20 protein-coding genes are annotated in these 15,353 nt (G+C 68.0%); 2 read left to right on the top strand and 18 right to left on the bottom strand.

Annotation, left to right across the window (positions count from 1 at the left end; translation table 11 throughout):
• Window positions 1-12 precede the first annotated feature (12 nt).
• The 18 genes from IH45_RS0103330 to IH45_RS1000000144975 all read right to left on the bottom strand — a co-directional run bounded on the left by IH45_RS0103330 (window position 13) and on the right by IH45_RS1000000144975 (window position 12,840).
• Complete coding sequence (locus tag IH45_RS0103330) at window positions 13-879, bottom strand: T4 family baseplate hub assembly chaperone (protein ID WP_030660983.1); 867 nt, start codon at window positions 877-879, stop codon at window positions 13-15.
• Window positions 880-888: 9 nt separating this feature from the next.
• The gene (locus IH45_RS0103325; protein WP_030660981.1) at window positions 889-1,467 is read right to left on the bottom strand and encodes a phage tail protein; all 579 of its coding nucleotides are present in this window, start codon (window positions 1,465-1,467) and stop codon (window positions 889-891) included.
• A gap of 12 nt (window positions 1,468-1,479) precedes the next feature.
• Window positions 1,480-3,051 carry a phage tail sheath subtilisin-like domain-containing protein gene (locus IH45_RS0103320; RefSeq protein WP_030660978.1) on the bottom strand — a complete coding sequence of 524 codons (1,572 nt, stop codon included), beginning with the start codon at window positions 3,049-3,051 and terminating at the stop codon, window positions 1,480-1,482.
• A gap of 8 nt (window positions 3,052-3,059) precedes the next feature.
• Window positions 3,060-3,668 (bottom strand): hypothetical protein, encoded by a 609-nt coding sequence (locus tag IH45_RS01000000143060; RefSeq protein WP_032916698.1) that lies wholly within the window; start codon window positions 3,666-3,668, stop codon window positions 3,060-3,062.
• A 64-nt stretch (window positions 3,669-3,732) separates the two neighbouring features.
• Window positions 3,733-4,272, bottom strand: a complete 540-nt coding sequence (locus IH45_RS1000000148550; protein WP_158812902.1) for a hypothetical protein — start codon at window positions 4,270-4,272, stop codon at window positions 3,733-3,735.
• Window positions 4,269-5,087 carry a hypothetical protein gene (locus IH45_RS0103305; RefSeq protein WP_030660971.1) on the bottom strand — a complete coding sequence of 273 codons (819 nt, stop codon included), beginning with the start codon at window positions 5,085-5,087 and terminating at the stop codon, window positions 4,269-4,271. Before IH45_RS0103305 ends, IH45_RS1000000148550 begins: the two co-directional genes overlap by 4 nt.
• The gene (locus tag IH45_RS0103300; protein WP_030660968.1) at window positions 5,087-5,692 is read right to left on the bottom strand and encodes a hypothetical protein; all 606 of its coding nucleotides are present in this window, start codon (window positions 5,690-5,692) and stop codon (window positions 5,087-5,089) included. The genes IH45_RS0103305 and IH45_RS0103300 overlap by 1 nt, the downstream gene beginning before the upstream one ends.
• Window positions 5,689-5,916 carry a hypothetical protein gene (locus IH45_RS0103295; RefSeq protein ID WP_030660965.1) on the bottom strand — a complete coding sequence of 76 codons (228 nt, stop codon included), beginning with the start codon at window positions 5,914-5,916 and terminating at the stop codon, window positions 5,689-5,691. The genes IH45_RS0103300 and IH45_RS0103295 overlap by 4 nt, the downstream gene beginning before the upstream one ends.
• An 83-nt stretch (window positions 5,917-5,999) precedes the next feature.
• Complete coding sequence (locus IH45_RS0103290; RefSeq protein ID WP_030660963.1) at window positions 6,000-6,356, bottom strand: hypothetical protein; 357 nt, start codon at window positions 6,354-6,356, stop codon at window positions 6,000-6,002.
• 102 nt (window positions 6,357-6,458) lie between these two features.
• Window positions 6,459-7,130 (bottom strand): hypothetical protein, encoded by a 672-nt coding sequence (locus tag IH45_RS1000000144980; protein ID WP_158812900.1) that lies wholly within the window; start codon window positions 7,128-7,130, stop codon window positions 6,459-6,461.
• A 134-nt stretch (window positions 7,131-7,264) separates the two neighbouring features.
• Window positions 7,265-8,143 (bottom strand): hypothetical protein, encoded by an 879-nt coding sequence (locus IH45_RS0103280; RefSeq protein WP_030660955.1) that lies wholly within the window; start codon window positions 8,141-8,143, stop codon window positions 7,265-7,267.
• A 336-nt stretch (window positions 8,144-8,479) separates the two neighbouring features.
• Window positions 8,480-8,908, bottom strand: a complete 429-nt coding sequence (locus IH45_RS0103275) for a helix-turn-helix domain-containing protein (protein WP_078897179.1) — start codon at window positions 8,906-8,908, stop codon at window positions 8,480-8,482.
• A gap of 60 nt (window positions 8,909-8,968) precedes the next feature.
• Window positions 8,969-9,613 carry a hypothetical protein gene (locus IH45_RS0103270; RefSeq protein WP_050514491.1) on the bottom strand — a complete coding sequence of 215 codons (645 nt, stop codon included), beginning with the start codon at window positions 9,611-9,613 and terminating at the stop codon, window positions 8,969-8,971.
• Window positions 9,614-10,217: 604 nt separating this feature from the next.
• Window positions 10,218-10,832, bottom strand: a complete 615-nt coding sequence (locus IH45_RS0103265; protein ID WP_030660948.1) for a hypothetical protein — start codon at window positions 10,830-10,832, stop codon at window positions 10,218-10,220.
• 2 nt (window positions 10,833-10,834) lie between these two features.
• On the bottom strand, window positions 10,835-11,266 hold the full coding sequence (locus IH45_RS0103260) for a hypothetical protein (protein ID WP_030660946.1): 432 nt from the start codon (window positions 11,264-11,266) through the stop codon (window positions 10,835-10,837).
• A 73-nt stretch (window positions 11,267-11,339) separates the two neighbouring features.
• Window positions 11,340-11,792, bottom strand: coding sequence for a hypothetical protein (locus IH45_RS0103255; protein WP_158812898.1), 453 nt, complete (start codon window positions 11,790-11,792; stop codon window positions 11,340-11,342).
• Complete coding sequence (locus IH45_RS0103250; RefSeq protein ID WP_158812896.1) at window positions 11,789-12,322, bottom strand: hypothetical protein; 534 nt, start codon at window positions 12,320-12,322, stop codon at window positions 11,789-11,791. The genes IH45_RS0103255 and IH45_RS0103250 overlap by 4 nt, the downstream gene beginning before the upstream one ends.
• Entirely contained in the window at window positions 12,322-12,840 is a 519-nt protein-coding gene (locus IH45_RS1000000144975; RefSeq protein WP_050514490.1) for an ATP-binding protein, read from the bottom strand. Before IH45_RS1000000144975 ends, IH45_RS0103250 begins: the two co-directional genes overlap by 1 nt.
• A gap of 277 nt (window positions 12,841-13,117) precedes the next feature.
• On the opposite strand from IH45_RS1000000144975, the gene IH45_RS0103240 reads away from it, so the two are divergent.
• The gene (locus IH45_RS0103240) at window positions 13,118-14,485 is read left to right on the top strand and encodes a tetratricopeptide repeat protein (protein ID WP_030660916.1); all 1,368 of its coding nucleotides are present in this window, start codon (window positions 13,118-13,120) and stop codon (window positions 14,483-14,485) included.
• A complete protein-coding gene (locus IH45_RS0103235) occupies window positions 14,485-15,324 on the top strand; it encodes a DUF1932 domain-containing protein (protein ID WP_030660914.1) in 840 nt (279 codons plus the stop codon). The genes IH45_RS0103240 and IH45_RS0103235 overlap by 1 nt, the downstream gene beginning before the upstream one ends.
• Window positions 15,325-15,353 lie beyond the last annotated feature (29 nt).

The following is a 15,353-nucleotide window of genomic DNA, read 5'->3' as shown; positions in this document are numbered from 1 at the left end:
GTCGCTTCGATATCAGAGATCGAGAAAGATGTCCGCCACCGAGAGCGGCAGCGGAACCTCCTCCCCGCATCCGTCGTGCTCCACTGACAGGTCGGCAAGCTGCGGGCCGGGAGCATGGTCGGCGAGGTACATCAGCAGCGTGCGGCGATCGGCAATCCCCAGGCTCTGGGCGAGGGCAGCGCCGTCCTCCACCAGCGCCGCCGGGGCCTGCTCAGTGGTGCTGATATAGCGCATGCAGCGCTCCAGAAGCCTGGAATTCACGCGCGCCGGACTGGCGTTCTTCTCCGCGAGGATGTACTTCTGATCCGCGCCAGTCGGAAACCGTAGGTGCACGATTCGACCGTCCCGCAGCCGCACGGTGTGCTCGCCCTCCGGCAGGCCGCGGCACTCGACCGTGGACAGGTCGATAGTGACGTCCATGCGCTCGTCACAGCCGGGACAACTCACGCCGTGCAGCTCCAGGCTGGGCCCGAAGGTTGCGCAGCGCACGGCCAGGAGCAGGCTGTCGCGGTCGCCGACGAGCATGTCCTGGAGCTGCTGCTCGGTAGGGGCGGCAGAGCCCAGCTCGGTGACTCCGCGGCGCAGGATGGTGTCGAAGAACTCCAGCGAGGCGCGTGGCACTGCGGCGAGGGCTTCTTCGTCGGCGCCGGTCAGCTCCCGTACGCGGGCGCTGGTCACGGACTGCCCGTCGATGTCCAGGTCCACCGGGAGCACAACTGCCGTACTGCCGGGGAAAGGCGGCTTCGGTGCCGGCCCCGTACTGTCCGCCAGAACCTGCTGCATTGCACGGTTGGCTGCTGCGGTGTCGGAGGCAGGGTCGATGGCCGGAGCGGCGGCCTGGTCGTAAGTCCAGTCGTAGGCGAGGTTTTCGGTGGTCATAGCGTTTCCTTAGAGTGTGACGCTGGACTTAGCGTTCGGGGCGACCTTGAAATCGAATCCCTCGTGCGCGAGGGTCATCTGATGGACGGCGTACATGTTCTGGCCGGCGTCCAAATCACCGAAGGCAACGGAGGTGGGCCAAGCGTTGTACAGCCGCCACACCGCCTGAACCTTGGCCGTGGACTTGGTGACCGGATGCTCAATCAGCATGATGTCGACCGTGGCCCGGAAATCGGTATTGGTGTCGTAAGTCTTACCGACGCCCTGCATCACATTGAAGAGCTGACCCATCCAGTCAAGAAGCTGCTGATCTCCTGGGCACAGCCCCTTGGACAGCGTGATGGGACTGAAGTCACTCTGCCCCGGGAGCTTCTGGGTCGAGACATTCATTCCACCGGTCCGGTACGCGATAACATCCGTGGTCATGCTCAACCCGGAAACCGCCATGAAGCCGAGCTTCGGATAGGCACCCTGAAGCCCCTGCGGGCCGGATATCTGGACGTGAAACTTGAACGAGCGAAGAGGATCTGTTGCTATCGAGGCGAGGCTGGACTTCTGCTCAACCGTCGCCCTAGTCTTACCTGCCATGCCCCAACTCCTTTACTGAAGGGCCTCAGAGGACGAGCTGCCGCCCTCCCACTGACCGATGTGGATGGCGATGAACTCAGCCGGACGCATCAACGCAAGGCCGATGTCGAGGTGGACTTCGCCGTTGGCGACGCTCTGCGCAGAGTTGTTGGTCTCGTTGCACACCACCCGGAAAGCCGTCTCAGGGCTGCCGCCCTTGAGCTGTCCCGCCTGCGTCATCTCGGTAAGCCGCTGAGTGACAACCGCAGTCAGCGACGCCCACAGGTCCGGGGTGTTGGGCTGGAAAACGGCGTAGTTGGTCGACTCGACCAGCAGCTTGCGCACGTGGATGAGGAAGCGGCGTACGGCGATGTACCGGTCCGGGTAACCGGCCTTGACGGTCCGCCCGCCCATCGGGCAATAGCCTGCGTTCGGTACGAATCTGATGACGTTGATGCCTGCCACATTCAGCTCGTCGAGCTGGGCGTCGGTGAATCGATACTGCGCGCTGTACACCCCTCGGAGAACGGCGTCCTGCCCGGCAGGCGTACGGTGCGGGCCGTGGTCGACGTCGAACCTTGCGAACTGACCCAGCAGGGCACCACCCGGCGGCAGGAGCCGCGTCGCACCAACAGCCGCCACTGCGGGATCGGCGGTCTGAATCCACGGGCCGTAGACGGCAGCGTAGGAAGAAGCGCGCAGGGGCGCCGGCGTGGTTCCTCCGTTGACCAGCGGGCTCATTTCCTTGAGCTTCGACACCGCAACTTCAGTCGGCGTGCCCTCGGTGATCTGCGGGCTGTCGACGACGAGGAAGGCATAGCCGTAGCGCTCACACCAGTCGATGACCGGATTGAGGACTGCGGTATCGGACACTCCGGGAAGGTTGATGTTCAGGACGACGTTGGTGGATTCCAGCGACTGGGCAGCCGCCGAAAGGTCGGGGGCCGCAACGCCGTTGGTGCCCCCGGCCAGCATCTGGTCGACCGTCACTGCGGGGGTATTGTCGATCTTCCAGGTGGTGGGGCCAAGGTAGGTGAGGGTGACGAACTTGGAGCCGGATTGGGGCGCGTTGACGAGCGCGACCGCATTGCGGGCGTCGGTGGGGTCGAGGCTGACGTCGGTGTAGCGCTCGACTGCGCCGCCAGCAGTGTCTCCGCCCGCCTTAACCGTCAGGTTGAAACGTCCCGGTCCGGTGCCGGCGTCGGTCACGCTGATGGCGATGGTGTTGGCGAAGGTGCCCGCCGCAGTGGCGACGAGTCGCAGCACGTCCTTAGCGCCAGAGTTTTCGCCTGTGCCGGCCTGGCGGTCCTTCAGCACAAGCGACGCGGTCTTCGCGTCAGCCGCGACGGCTCGCACGATGTAACAGGCCCGGCCACCGTTGCTGAAAAACTGGTGTACCGCGAAGGGCAGCATGCCGCCGCTGAATCCGGCGTAGAGGGAAACGAATTCGGCCCAGCTCCGGATCAGAGTCGGCTTGGACGGCCCGAAATCGTGTGCCCCCACGAAGGCCGCGACGAACTCCCCGGCCGGCGGCTCGTTCACCACGATCGGGTTGAGGGTCTCGTCGACGAATATGCCTGGGCGCTTGTAGGTGGTGGTCGCCATGCTTCTCCTTATGCGGGCCACTGGGGTTGGGTGTCATGCAGGTCGGTGATGACCTTCTTGACCGGCGTGGGCGTGGACACCGTCCCGAGCACTTCGGAGGTGACGCTGACGAGGTAGACCGCGGTCACGAGCCGCTTCTGATTCTCGTCCCACCCGGTGTGGAATTCGGGCCCTTCCAGTTCGAGGCTGCGGACCGTGCCGTCCTCCGGGACCTCTAGGTATCCGAAGCGCACTGGCAGGAAGTCGACGGCGCTGAGCCGGGCCACCAGGTCGGTGAGGTGGGCCTGCTTCCGGCACAGGACGTTGACCTGGTACTCGATGCGGTACGGAATCGGGTTGTCCGTGTAGTACGGAGAGGCCGTTCCGTCTTCCATGCCAGGCCAAGACGCGCGGCCTTCTGGTGCGTACCCGAGTTGCACCACGCCCCGGGCCTCCCGGCGTGGGTCACGGACGGCTCGCGTGCGTTCCAGGATGATGAGGGGGAATGTCTGGTCGGCCAGTTCGCTTTCCGGGTAGGAGAAGCGCACGCCGACGGGAAGCTCCAGGGCTCCATCTTTCACGGTGAGGCCCTGGAGCTTTTTCCGCAGTGCGGCGTCTTCATTCAGCAGCCACGGCATGGATTCGACCTCTCAGGAATTCCGTCAGGTCAAGATTCACACCGGTATTGCGCAGGGTGTTAGCTCACCGTGGCTGGCGTATGTGGCGCAGGCCGAAGCGCCGGTATTCGTCGAGCTGTGTGTCCGCGGTGATTTCGTCGGGCTTGATTTCCGTGAGCTTCAGCGAGACCACGAAGTCGTGCCGGCGGAGCCGACCCAGGGCCTGGAGTTCGTCGATGCGGTGCAGGCGGCCGTCGTAGCCGATCCAGTCCCGCAGGTACTGGTGGGTGTCGATGTCCGGCTGGGAGATGCCGACGCGGGCGAGCTGGCGCGCCGCGGCCGTCACGTACAGCGGAGCCACCTGGTACAGGCCCTGCGCGGTGCGCTCGACGGCGCCCTGGTCGCGAGAGACGTCCAGCACTGGCACCGTGATCGGTGGATGGTAGGCCCGGCCGCCAGCAGCTGCGCCCTCGTCATATACGTCATGGGCGTGGGACTGCGCCGGCGCGGCCCGGAACCACGTGACGACGTCTCCCTTGCGGTGCTGCCAGGCACGCAGCCCAGCATCGATACGGGCCGCGTGATAGGCGGTGCTGAAACGCCCGTGCTTCCAGTCGGCCCTCATCCGGTCAACCCGCTGATGATGGGCGATGCGATGCCAGAGGGGTCTTCGTTGCGGCGGTCGATGGGCGGGAGCTGGCGCGTTGGGTAGGCAGAGTCGTCGTACTCGCGCGGCGTGAAGATGGGCACGAGGCGGTTGTTGTACGGAGAGACGCGGCGCAGTGTCGCCATTTCGATGCGGTACAGGCCCACGTTGAGCTGCTGACACAGGTCCCGATACCGCGCCTCAAGATTTTCGATCTGCGCCATGACCTGGGCGTATATCTGCCCGCGGTCGATGTGGGTGCCCTCTGCCGTATGAATGTTGGGTTCCATGGAGGCGTCCGTTGCTACCGCCCACAGAAAGTTGACGGCTGCCAGGATGGCGAGGGGCAGTTCCTCGATCTCCGGCAGCGTCGCCAGGGTCACCGGCTCGTCCTCGTACCGGTAGAAGCCCTCCGCGGACCGGTAGCGGACTGTGATGACTCGGTCCGAGCAGTGCTGGAGCACGGCGTCCTGGAGGTGGATGGCCAGCTCTTGGTCGTCGACCATGCCGCCGGAGCGGCCTTCCACGATCACGACGGCGCCCAGCGGCAGCGGGCCCAGGCGCTCTCGGAAGAGCAGTCGGCCTTCTCGGGAGAGCAGGGTGTAGTCCGTGCCGGCGATCAGCTCGCGGCTCTGGCCTTCCTGGACGAGCAGGGCCTTGGTGACCGTGACGCGCGTCTGGGAGAGGTCGTACTCGGACAGGTCGCCTGTACCGGTCAGCACGTCGCGGAACTCCGTGCCGAAATCGCCGAGCAGGGAGCGGACGCGGGCGAGCATGTGTGTCTGGTCAACCATCAGCCCACCCCGCAGCTCAGGGCTCCGGCACGGATGGATACCGACTCCCCTGCTCGCATGTCGTGCCGGTCGGCCAGCTCGATGACGCTGACGACCCGGCCGGTGCCGTCCGATGCTGTGAGCGTGACGGCGACATGGGTGACGGTGATGACCGCAGTGCCGGGGCCCGGCAGCAGTGGCCCGAAAGTGACCTCCGACAGGTTCGAGACGGTCGCCCGGTTCTGGTCGTCGACCACGGCCTCGCCCAGGTCCATGAGCTGTGGCAGGTAGCCGTCAGCGCTGACCTCGCTCTGCGGCAACGTCGCCAGCGTGACCGTTCGGCCGGGATCGCGGGTCAGCAGATGCACGTGCCGGGTGATCGTACGGTCCGGTACCGCCTCAATCTCGGTGCGCAGCGCTGCCAGACCCTCTGGGGTGGAGGCTGAAGTCACCAGCTCCTGGAGGAAACCTTTCGGCAGACGGCCCATCATCGAGGCACGATCCGGTCGAGCAGCCCAGGCTGTGTGCAGGCTGTCCGTCACTGTGGCCGGCAGGTCCGGCGAGGCCACCATGGCGCGCGTCAGGTCTGCGCTGGTCTGGATGGGGACGTAGGACGGCACCGTCACTGCACCTCCTGTGCGATCTCATCCGGGCTGGGCAGTTCCTCCGGCGGTTGCGGCTTGGGCTCGGGCTCCGGGTCGGGCGGCGTGATCACTGGCGGCGTGTACGGCGCAAAGTGCTCCTCGAAGAAGGGCTCGGGGTAGCGGATGAGCCGCGGCGGCGGAGAAGTACGGCCGGCGGGAAGAGCGAAGGTCACACCAGCCGACGCCACGGAAAGGACATCGACCACGCTTCCTGGCTCCAGCCGCCCGTACCCGACACCGATCCCCTCGGGAGACGTGAGCTGATACGGGCGGCCAGCTGCAACCGATGTCAGGCGCCCCACACGTAGCCCTTTTCGCGGAGGTGGTTGTAGACCAGGCCGGGCACGTTCTTGTAGGTACGACCTGCCTCGAAGTTGTATACGTTTCCGTAGCCGATGGTGACGTCTTCGAGATCCTCGGTGACCCGCATTTCGTACAGCTTCTCGCTGACGACGACGGGCGACTCTTCGACCTCTACGACCTGGGGAGCTGCGAGGTCCACCGGCTCGGCACGAGCCGCCTCGGCTACCTGCGCATCGCGGAGCTGTGACTTGGCAGCCTCCTTTTCGGCGACTTCTCGGTCCTTTACGAGCTGCTGCTGCACGCGGCCGGTCGTGTCCCGCGGGCTCGTCTCGGCAGTCGGCATACGTACTCCTCAAATAAAAGAATCCCTTGCCACAGATACTGACAAGGGATTCTTCGGAGGCGTTAGGGAAGCCAGCTTTCTGGCCTTTCGTAAGGACTACGGTTAGGCCGTATGTCGGGCTGCTTCCTCGTCGAGGTTGACAATGGTGACACGGCGATATTCCCGGACGAGCTGGTTGCCGAGCACGTACGGCAGCTCCGGCGTCCCGTACGCGACCGAGCACTCCCGGTCCACTGCGAGTGAGCTGGTGGGGCGCTGGGCGAGGCGGGGGCATGAGACGTATGCGGTGCCGTACAGTCCCCACACGCTGGGCTTGCGTGCCCGCAGCGCAACGTAGTTCCGCAGCCGGGGGCATTGTGCGCGGGCGATGAGGGCGCAGGGCAGGCACAGCGGCGGCTGCACGGTGCGGCTGCCTTCCAGTTTGCTGACGGTCGCACGCCCCGGCTCCAGGAACAGGTAGCCCTTGGTGGTTCGGTCGGCGGGACGGGCGCACACCTGGCACAGCAGGTGCTCCATCGCGGTGTGCTGGCGCTCGGAGTTGAACGGACCGAACTGGGGGGCGCCGTCACCGTAGGTGCCGTCCCAGCGTTCCCACAGCCCGCCTCGCGGATCTCGGTCTTCCGAGTGTTCGTCGCTGTAACGCAGCCCGCCATTGTCGAGGAGCAGGTGGTCGCGGGAGATGTTGCGTTCGCCGGCCCAGGGAGTGACGTACGAGACGGTTAGTCCCTTCCAGACGGCGAGGGGGCGTCCGGCTGGGGTGGGGGTGGTGTCCATGAGGTGCTTCCCGGGGTGGAGGTGCCCGGCGGTGTGCGGGGAGGCGTGGCCGCCGGGCACCGGTGAGTGGGGCAGTCCGTGCGGTCGGCGGCCTGCGCCCGGTGTGGGGGCGGGGCGCAGGTCACCGGGCTCGGTTACTCACGGGGTGGGCTGGCGGCCATGGTCGGGGTGGGGATGTAGTTGCGGCGCAGCCAGCCGGTGACATCGTCCACCTCGGTCTCGACCGGGCAGGAGGTGCGCAGATGGCGCCATGTGGCGTTGAAGGACTCCAGGCCGACCTGGTCGATGGCGGTTGCGACGAACGCGCAGCCGTCGTCGTAGAGCCGCTTGGTCGCGCGCTGCTCGTCGGTGGTGGGGTCGGTGTGCCAGCCCAGAGGCTGGCCGATGAGTTGGGTGGTCACCTGGTGGTCGGCCCAGGATGCGTGGCCTTCGATCAGGAACCGCGCCGCGCAGTGGGCGAGTTCCTTGGTACCGGGCATTCGCATGCCGTAGCCGTAGGGCGACATGACGAAATCGAGCGCACGTCCGCCGGTGGCCCGGTGTTGGGCGAGGTGGGTCAGCTCGTGGGCGATCGTGCGCAGGAGCTGGTCGTCGTCGTGGCCATGGTGGACGACGGAGCGCGCGATGATGAGGATCTGCGGGCGCATCCGGGCGTCCTCGTAGCTGATCGCCTGGATGTTCTTCCAGTTCGCGGCGAGGCCCCGCTCGCCGTTGTCGAAGCGCTCGCGCGCCCTGGCGAACTCCGCCTCGTCGACCAACTGCTGGCCGTAGCCCTCACCGCGCAGGCGGTGCATCATCGCGTCGGTGTGCTCCCGGCGGGTGGCGATCAGGGCCTCGACAGTCACGAGGCGGAGCAACGGCCGGACGGGCAGCGGAAGGCCGGTGACGGCTTCCACAACGGGAGCGGCGGTTTCGGCGAGGGCCGCGATCCGGGCGCCGAGCGCGTCGTGCTCGCGGCCGGCTTCCTGCCGTACTTCGCAGATCGGGGTCTCGGGGGTCTCGGGCGTGGTCATGGGGTGTGCTCCGGTGGCAGCGGGGAGGTGCCGGGGGCCGGCACGCGGTCTTTTTGGCCAGGCGGGGGGACGGACAGGCGCACGGGCACGGTGAATGCCGTGGTTCCGTCGATGCGTATGTGGGTGTCCCCGCAGTAGTAGGTGCCGGGCTGGCGGGGCAGCGACCGGTGGGCCGCTGGCGCCGGTGGCAGGAAGTGGTTGGTCAACCGGTTCTCTCTACGGGACGGGAGGGTCGACGGTGGCCGGTGTGAGCGGGATGGCTGGCGGGGCCCGCGCGGTTGGCGTGTTGCTCATGGGCCTCTCGGCCTGGTCAGGGCTGGATACGTGTCCGGTGGCTCAGGTCTCTTCGGGCCCGGTCAGCAGCCGGTAGGTGTGGCCGAGCTGGATCAGGTGCGTTTCGGTCTCGGCTCCCGCCTTCTGCATGAGCGCTTTGATGGCGGTCCGGGTGGTGGTCCCGGCTGCCCCCGCAGGGACCTTGCCGGTGGCGACCAGGTTCCATATCCGCAGGTCTTCGTGGGTGAAGCGGACCGGCGCCTTGGCGGCCAAAGGAAGCGGGAGTTGGCGTTTGACGTAGGCGCGATGCAGCACGAACGCGCGCGGACCGTCCCCCAACTTGATGCGAATGCGCCGCAGGTGACTTTGGACCGTTTGGGGCTTGGTGCCCATCTTGTCGGCCGTGTCGGTCGTGCTCAGACCGTCGGCGAGGTAGGTCAGACACCGGGCCTCAGTGGCCGTCAACTGGTCATACCGGGTGCGAAGGGGCACGAAGCACTCCTTGGAGGCTGTGGTCGGAAGGGCGGTGAGGCCGCTGCCGTGCGGCGCGGGTCACCGGGCGGCGTCGGCGGCCTCGATCGCGACGGTCGGGTGTGTCAGCCTGCGGACGAGCCGATAAGCGACGATCCAGCGCTGTTGGGCGTGCCCGTAGGGCATGCGGGCATCGCGCCTGGCGACCTCGAAGGCGGTGCCGGCGCGGCGGTACTGGCGTCCACGCACGCCGTGCAGAGTGGGGTCGGCCGACCGAATCGCGGTGTACCCGTCCCGCAGGTCGGGGCGGTCGCGGGCGTGGACGGTGGCGTGTTCCCGGCACACCGGGGGCCACGTGGTCAGCGGTGCTTCGATGCGGCTCTTGGCGCGCGGCACCAGGAAGAGGTAACCGTCGTCGGTCTTGTCGGCGGGGTGGTTGCAAACCGGGCAGGTAAGGCGGCTCACCGTCTCCCGGAGCCGGCCGGGGTGCACTCGTCCGGCCACCGGGGCGCCGGTCACCCTGCCCGCACAGTCGCGGGTCTCGTGATAGCGCTGCCACAGGACATCGTGGCTGTCGCGGTCGTCGGGGACCTCATCGGCGTAGGCCAGCCCCCACGTGCCGGGGCCGCCGCGCAGTTCCAGGTCCAATTGCTTGGCGACCGGGCTTTCACCGACGCGCAGCGCGATGTACGGGACGACGGATTTCTCTCGTGGCTCCTGGTGCACGCGGTGTCCAGGAAGACGGGGTGAGGCGGTGGTGTTGGTGAGCATCTCTCTGCCTGCGTTGGACTTCGGACGTGGATCGGTCGTGCACTCCGGCCGCAGGACCCGCTGTCTCCACGGCCGGAGTGGATTGTGTGGCCGCCGGGCTCCACGGGACGGGCCCGGCGGCCCCGCGCACCCGCCCCTTTTGCTGGCCGCTGGAGTGCGGGCTGGCTCCGACTTCCAAGGGGGACCAGCCCCTGGAGGAGCCGCGCGGTTGCGGTGCCGTGGCACCGCATCTCCCGGCGGGGCGCTGGACAACTCGGTAACCAGCGCCCCGCCGGGAGGGCTTGTACGGGCATGGCGTGCGGGGGCACCGTGGCGGCTCGCCGGGTGAGGCCCAACGCCCGGCGAGCCGACAGGCCGCCCCCTCGGTCGGCCCGGCTGCTCACGGAACTCCGCTCGGAGAAGAGCAGCCGCACGGCGCCTTCCCCGCCGCGCCGTTCCACCCCGCAGGAGAAAGGGCGGGAGCGGCACGATGGCAGGGAAGGCGGTGGGTACGGCCGGTCCCGGCCGGCCGTACCCGGCGCGGGTCACGGGGCCCGCGCCTTCCCCCGGGACTGCGGTCTCAGCCCGGCGGGGGAAACTCTGGCGAGGCGCGCGGGCGGGGCTGCCGGTCCCAGCAGCGGGCCAGGTGCGCGTCGTCGGGTATCCGGGTGTCCACCGTCTGGTCCATCCAGGCGATGCGCGCGGGGGGAAAGGGTTCGCTGCGGTCGCCGATCGTGACGACTGCTTCGCGCGCGCCGCCGTCGAATGCGTAGTGCACCAGCCAGTAGGTAAGCAGCACCTCGATCACCGGGGTGCTGGGGGTGAGGCCGAGCCTCGCCGCGGGCTGGCCGACGCCCGTCCGGGATGCGTCGGGGTTGACGTGGATGTCGGCGGCCTGCACCCTGCGCTGGTCGCAGTCGACCGCCAGCAAATAGCACGCCCGCAGCCGGTCCCCCGCGTACAGCACCCACGACATCGGGTGCCCCAACTGGTCGATCTCGCCGACCAGGCCCAGCACTGCGGGCACCGGCGGCTCGTTCACGGCGGCGCCGTGCTGGTCCCGCCATGCGCGGTGGGCCTGGATGAGGTGGATCATGTTCTGCGCGTCGGCTTCCCGCTCGGCGGGCCGGGCGACGTAGCGTGGCGGTGCGGCATCGGCCTTGCACGCTTGGGGGAGGGTGAGGAGGTCGGACACCGTCACACCCCCGTGCAGGCGCCGGCAGGCTGGCCGTCGGCAAGCTCGGCGCGGGTGCCCTCGCTCAGGGCCCGCAGGGCCGCCTTGACGACCGGGGACAGATCGGGCCCGCACAGGACCAAGTCGTCCTCGGTGGCCCACAGGTAGTCGGCCAGGGCGCCGCCGAGGCGGACCGTCTGGTTCTCGCCGTCGATCGAGCACAGCCGCGCGTAGTGATGGACGACGCCGGTGGCACCCGAGACCTGGTCCCTGACCAGCACCCGGCCGACGATGACGCCCAGTCCGGTCCCGGACCGTACGGCGTCGCGCAGGTCGAAATGATCGACGATGCCGTGGCGGTTCGGCTGGCCGACGGGCAGCCGGTACAGGCCCTTCGGCATGTCCCGCGTGCGCACCAGCAGGGCGGTCCGGGTGCCGTCCGGCGTGCGGCTCACGACCAGAGCCGAACAGACGGTCAGCGATGCGGGAAGAGAGGTGGCGGGGGGAGCCACAGGGATCTCCAAGAGGTCAGGCGGCGTCAGCCGCGAGGGCGGAGAGGGAGATGAGGGGGCGGTGAGGACCCAGGGCGTCGGGCGGTTGCTCCACCACCGGGCCCTTGCGGACGAAACGCTGGAACGGGGTGGTGCACATCGCGCAGCCGTACAGGGTGGCCCGGTACTCCCAGCACGAGACCAGAACCGGCGGCCGGCCGGGCACGGTGCGCCAGGTCCGCACCGCGACCTCGAACACGCCGACCGGATCGGTGGGCACGTCGCGCCGGCCGCACCACAGCCAGCACAGTTCGTCGCTGACACCCGCCAGGGCGCGCTGGATGCACAGCCGCAGGCACGGCTCGCACGAGTACAGCGACACGGTCTGGCCCCAGGACCGGGCGACTCCGGCCCACACCAGCGGACGCGGGCTCGACGGTTTGCAGGCCAGCCAGCACAGCCCGCGCCGAATCGCCTCCGGCCCCCTCACACCGCACCTCCGACGAGCACAGCCTCGGGCGTGTCAGCGCTCGGGACGGAGGCCGGGAGGGCGACGGCGCGGCACCGCACCGTGAACACGTGGTACTCGTCGCCGGTGGCGACGCTGATGGTCAGGGACGAGCGCCGGCCGGACAGGTGCTCGGCGTACTGCTGCCGGGTACGGGCCTGCCGTAAGTGCTCCAGCTCCAGGTGCAGCGGATGCTCGCCGGACACGTCGAGCCGACGCAGCGACTGGTACAGCCAGTCCACGGCGTGCGTCACGTGCTGCGCCTTGCCGTCGTCACGGTCCAGGTAGCTCTCCGGCCACCCGCAGGCCGACTGCGCGTACCCCACCCACCACGTCAGCAGACGCTCCCCATCGGGCAGCTCCAGCGGCTCGCCCCACTCGACGCTGACGCCACGCCCGCTGACCTGCACCGGCGGGGCCTCAGGCGGCGGCGCCGTACGGTTCGGGTCCTCGGCCGCGGGCCGAGCCCGGCGAGAAGCCCTTGAGGGGCGCCCCCAGGTGAAGCCGAGCATCACGCGCTCACCTCATCGGCGACGCGGTTGGGTGCGGGGATGGGGAGCGTGCAGGTGACGGCCTTGCCAGCACCGGTGATCTCCACGTCCAGGTGACCGTCGTACTGGCCAGCGAAGAAGTGCACGAGGAACAGGCCACGCCCGCTCGTGTCGTCGTCGTACGCAACGACTTCCCGGGGCGGCTCCGGGGACGGGTCCAGCACCCGGATTTTCCACGACCACGGAGACGAGGGGAACTCAACGTACACCGGCTCGTCGCCTCTGGCCCCGTGCGTCAGGGCGTTGGTGACCAGCTCCGAGGTGACCAGTTCTGCCGCGTCGCCGTACTCGTGCACGTACGGGCAGACATCCTCCGCGCTCGCCCGGCCACACACCCTGAGCTCGTCCAGGGACAGTCCCTTGCCATCCCCGGACAGCGGCCGTACGAGCAGCCTGGTGCAGGGGGTGTACAGGCCCCGCTCGGCCACCGTAAGCGGCAGGAGGCTGGACGGTTGCTGGTCTCTGTGGGCGCTGGTCATCTGCTGGTCTCCAGAATCTGACGGTGTCAGCCACGGCAGCGGGTGGGTGGAGGAAGCGACGCGCCGACAGTTTCCGGTGGCGCTGAGGCCGCAGTTTGGACGGGCAGATGTGTCTTAACCAGTGCCCTAACGATGTCTTCTACTGCCTTGTGATGTCTTGTTGATGTCTTCTCTTCCCTTGTTAGGGCACTGGCGCCAACAACGCTGTTCGCACGCCGCGTTAGCGCCTTAGCGTGGGTGGCACCGCAGACGAGGACCAAAGGGAGTCGTGGCACCGATGAGTCCAATCACCCTGTTTCAGTTGCTCATCCAGCACCGCAAGTGGACGAAGTACGAGGTGTTCCGTGACCGCTACCGGGCCACAGCGCAGCAGCTCGCCGACACGGAAGGGCCTGCTGGGCTGGCAACGGCGACGATCGAGAAGCGGCAGTTCCTGCGATGGGCTCACGGCGAGATGAAGGGGCTTCCCCGCAACGAGGCTCGCCGCATCTTGGAGGCGATGTTCTGCCCTTCCTCGGTTCAAACCCTCTTCGCTCCTGCACCGAGCACCCCCCCGACCGCTCCCATCGGCACCAGCTCGCCAGAATGGGAACCGCAGGCGAACGGCGGGAATGGGGACCTATCTGAGGACGTGGTGATGGCAGCGGCGAGCGAATCAGCCGACTTCGCGGCGTGGGCGGAGAGCAGCAACTGCGGTCCCACGACGATGGAACAGTTGGAGGCCGACATCCGCCGGATAGTGACGACTTACCCGAACCGGCCCGTATGGCCGGTCTTCCACGAAGTTCGAGCGCTCCGAGACCGAGCCTTCGAGCTGCTGGAGGGGCGGCAGCCACCAGGCATGACGCACGACTTGTACGTTGCGGCCGGCGTGCTGTGCGGTGTACTGGCGAATGCCAGCTTCGACCTGGGCAAATTTCCGGCGGCAGAAACGCAGGCGCGTACCGCCTTCATGTGCGGCGAGCTGGCCCGGCACAACGGTCTGCGGGTCTGGGTCCGGGGCCTGCAAGCGCTGATCGCCTACTGGGACGGGCGGCCCATGGACGCGGTCCGGCTGGCCGAGGGCGGCGCCGAATTCGTCCCTGAACAGGGCACTTCCCTCATTCGCCTCCACAGCATCAAAGCCCGCGCGTACGGCCAGCTCAACCAGCCCGCCGATGCTCTCGCCTCGCTCCGCGAAGCCGAACGCCTACGGGACCAGCTCACAGCAGCTGATGACCTGCCGGGCGGAATGATGGCGTTCCCCATCGAAAAGCAAATGTTCTACACGAGCACGACCCACCTCTGGCTCGGCGGCAGTGAACACCTGAGCGACGCTGAAGCTGCTGCGGACGAGGCCGTGAACAGGTTCGAATCCGTGCCCCCCGGCCAACGGCGCCTCGGCGAGATGGCCCTCGCTCGCATGGACCTGGCCGTGGCACGGCTTGGCCGTGGCGACCTCGACGGGGCCGCTCCCCAGGTGCACGCCGTGCTCCAGGTCAGCGCCCGCCGAGGTACGGACAGCGTCCGGAAACGCCTGGAGCACTTCACGAGAATTCTTGACCGACACCCCAGCTCCACGTCACCGGTGGCTATCAGCCTCCAGGAGGCGGTCAGCGCCCACCAAGAGCGACTGAGGCTCGAACTCCCCTCCGGAGGCAAATAGTGCTCACCATCACCCTGCTCAGTCCCGGTTCCATGGGCAGCGCCCTGGCGGCCCAAGCCGTAGGAGCCGGCCACCGGGTGCTCTGGGTACCGCATGGCCGAAGCGAGCGTTCACGCCAACGCGCCGAGGCAGCCGGCCTCACCCTCGCGTCTTCCCTCGGTGACGCTCTGGCCGCGAGCGAGATGGTGCTCTCGGTGTGCCCTCCGCAAGTCGCCGACGAGGTCGCCGCCGCGGCGGCGAAGCACGCGTACTCCGGCGTGTACCTGGACGCCAACGCGATCAGCCCGCAACGCATGATGCAGATCGCCCAGGCTCTCCCCGCAACCTGCACGGTGCTGGACGGTGCGATCATCGGCCCGCCGCCCAACAGTGAGGGCCGGACAGCGCGCCTCTACCTGGCCGGACCGCAGCCGGCGATCGACCTGGCCGAGTCGCTGTTCGAGAGAACTGCCGTTCACACGAAGACCACGAGCGGCCCACTCGGCAGTGCCTCGGCGCTGAAGATGAGTTTCGCCAGCTTCCAGAAGGCGGCCCGCACCTTGGCCGGAGTCGCTCACGCACTCGCTGAGGAACACGGGGTCGGCGACCTTCTTACCGCCGAGGCACGGATCATGCCGACCGACATCCTCTCGGGCCGGGACTACCTGCCCAGCGTCGCCGCGCGTGCCTGGCGCTGGGGGCCCGAGATGAAAGAGGTCGCCGAGTCGCTGCGCGAGGCAGGGTTGCCCACGGACTTCGCAGAAGCCGCAGCGTCGGTCATGCACCTCTGGGAACAGGACAAGGACCAACATGATCAGTCGCCCGATTCTGTTCTCGCCCACCTCAAAAAGAAGGCATAGTCCGATCCTCGCGATGAGGACCGTTGGCA

Source organism: Streptomyces rimosus subsp. rimosus (assembly GCF_000720725.1).
Lineage (GTDB): Bacteria > Actinomycetota > Actinomycetes > Streptomycetales > Streptomycetaceae > Streptomyces > Streptomyces rimosus_A.
Note: the sequence above shows the minus strand (reverse complement) of the source record. Positions and strands in the feature narration are given on the sequence as shown.